This is a genomic window from Mesorhizobium sp. M7A.F.Ca.CA.003.01.2.1, from assembly GCF_003998945.1.
GTDB classification, from domain to species: Bacteria; Pseudomonadota; Alphaproteobacteria; order Rhizobiales; family Rhizobiaceae; genus Mesorhizobium; species Mesorhizobium ciceri.
On sequence record NZ_RZRA01000882.1, the window covers coordinates 1 to 2,332 of the forward strand.

The following is a 2,332-nucleotide window of genomic DNA, read 5'->3' on the forward strand; positions in this document are numbered from 1 at the left end:
GCCCTTACCTACAAGGCCAAGCGCGAGGCCGAGGAACAATTGGCCGCCGTGCAGAAGATCCATGCGCAGATACGCTATGAGGAGGACACGATCGACCTGCTCAAGGCCGACTGGAGCCTGCTTACCCAGCCGTCGCGGCTGCAGAAGCTCGCCGAACTCTACAAGTCGCAGCTCGAACTCGAGCCGGTCAGCGCCCGCCAGATCGGCGGTGTCGGCGACCTGCCGGCCAAATCCCTTGACATCCAGGACATCTTGTCGGGACGCCAGGGCGGCATGGCTGATAGTTCGGGCGGCAAGGCGCCGTCGGACGGCAGGGATCCCGTGGTGACCGGAGGCATCGCCCAATGATCGGTAAACTGCTGAAACGTCGCGCCAGGACGAGTGAAGATGGATCGATCGTGGTCGAGGGCGCCCGCAAGGCGACCGGCGGCAAGGGCAGGACGCGCATCGTCATGACGATGGCGGTGTTCTTCGGCATCTTCTCGACCATATCAGGGCGGCTGGTCTATCTCGGCTTCCAGACCCCCGATATGTCGGGCGGTCCGCAGAGCCGGGTGACGGCATCGCGGCCCGACATCGTCGACCGCAACGGCGAAGTGTTGGCCACGGACATCAAGACGGCGTCGCTGTTTGCAGAACCACGCCGGATTGTCGACGCCGACGAGGCGATCGAGAAGCTGTCGACGGTGCTTCCGGACATCGACTATGAGCAGACCTACCATAAGCTGAAGAGCGGCGCCGGTTTCGTCTGGCTGCAGCGGCAGCTGACGCCCAAGCAACAGTCCGACATCATGCAGCTCGGCATTCCCGGTTTCGGCTTCCGCACCGAAAAGCGCCGCTTCTATCCGAGCGGCGAAACCTCGTCCTACATTGTTGGGCTCACCAACATCGACAACCAGGGCATCTCCGGCATGGAGAAATATGTCGACGAGCAGGGGCTGAGCGACCTGCAGGCGTCGGGCCTTGCCATTGCCAAGGATCTCAAGCCGGTAAAGCTTTCGATCGATCTGCGCGTGCAGCATGTGGTGCGCGACGAGATCGCCGCCGGCCTGGAGCGCTATCGTGCCATGGGCACCGGCGCCGTTGTGCTCAACGTCAAGACCGGCGAAGTGGTGGCCATGGCCTCGGTGCCGGATTTTGATCCGAACAATCCCTACAACGCACAAGACAAGGACCGGCTGAATCGCATGTCGGCGGGCCTCTACGAGATGGGTTCGACCTTCAAGAGCTTCACCTCAGCCATGGCGCTCGATTCCGGCAAAGCGACGATGGCGAGCCGCTTCGATGCTTCGCATCCAATCCGGGTCGGCCATCAGGCCATTCACGATTTCCACGGCAAGAACCGTGTGCTGTCGTTGCCGGAGGTGTTCCTCTACTCGTCCAACATCGGGTCGGCCAGGGAAGCCGAGATGGTCGGCATCGAGGGGCATCGCGAATTCCTGCATCGCCTTGGCATTCTGGACAGGATGCAGACCGAATTGCCGGAGACTGCCCGTCCGACTGAACCGAAGGTCTGGAAACAGGTCAATTCATTCACCATCGCCTTCGGCCATGGCGTGTCGACGACGCCGCTGCAAGCGGCTGTGGGCTGCGCGGCGTTGATGAATGGCGGTTTCCTGATGAACCCCACCTTTCTGGTGCGGACGCAGGCGGAAGCGATGGCCACCGCCAAGAGAGTGGTGAGCGAAAAGACCGTCGAAGGCATGCGCTACCTCTATTCGCTCAATGCCGAAAAGGGCTCTGCCAGAAACGCCAGAGTCCCCGGCTACCGCGTTGGCGGCAAGACCGGAACCGCCGAGAAGGTCATCAATGGCCGCTACTCGAAGGACTTGAATTTCAACACCTTCGTCGCCGCCTTCCCGATGGACGATCCGCAGTATCTGGTGTTTACCATTGCCGATGCCCCGCACCCGGAAAAGCCCGGCATGACGGATGTCGCGGCCGCGAATGCTGGGGTTATGGCCGGCAATATCATCAGGCGTTCAGCTGCCATGCTTGGCGTGAAGCCAGATTTCAGCCATGAAAATGGTGCAACGCTGGTTTCCTATCAGTGATTCTTAGGGCGCGCCGGCAACAGCGCGCTATTTTGTTACGGTGAACGGGACTCGATGAAGCTCAGAGATCTAGCCGGTATCCTGCCCGTCGAGGGAATAGCTTCCGTCGATCTGGAGGTTACAGGGATTTCTTCGGATTCCCGCGAGGTAAAAGCGGGCGTTGTCTTTTTTGCGCTCGCCGGAACCAAGGCCGACGGTGCCGTTTATGCCGCAGATGCCGCCGCGCGCGGTGCGGCCGCGATCGTGGCGGGCAAAGGCAGCACCCTTGCCGGGCTCCC

Annotated in this window: 3 protein-coding genes; all 3 read left to right on the top strand. The window is 61.5% G+C overall.

Annotated features, from left to right (window positions below):
- The coding region (locus EN969_RS27090) for a hypothetical protein (protein ID WP_127419548.1) at nt 1–348 on the top strand (348 nt) is incomplete at its 5' end.
- Nucleotides 345–2,054: a penicillin-binding protein 2 gene (locus tag EN969_RS27095; RefSeq protein ID WP_013530951.1), complete on the top strand. Its 1,710-nt coding sequence runs from the start codon at nt 345–347 to the stop codon at nt 2,052–2,054. The genes EN969_RS27090 and EN969_RS27095, both read left to right, overlap by 4 nt.
- A 54-nt stretch (nt 2,055–2,108) precedes the next feature.
- A partial coding sequence (locus EN969_RS27100; RefSeq protein ID WP_245467515.1) for a Mur ligase domain-containing protein occupies nt 2,109–2,332 on the top strand: 224 nt, incomplete at its 3' end.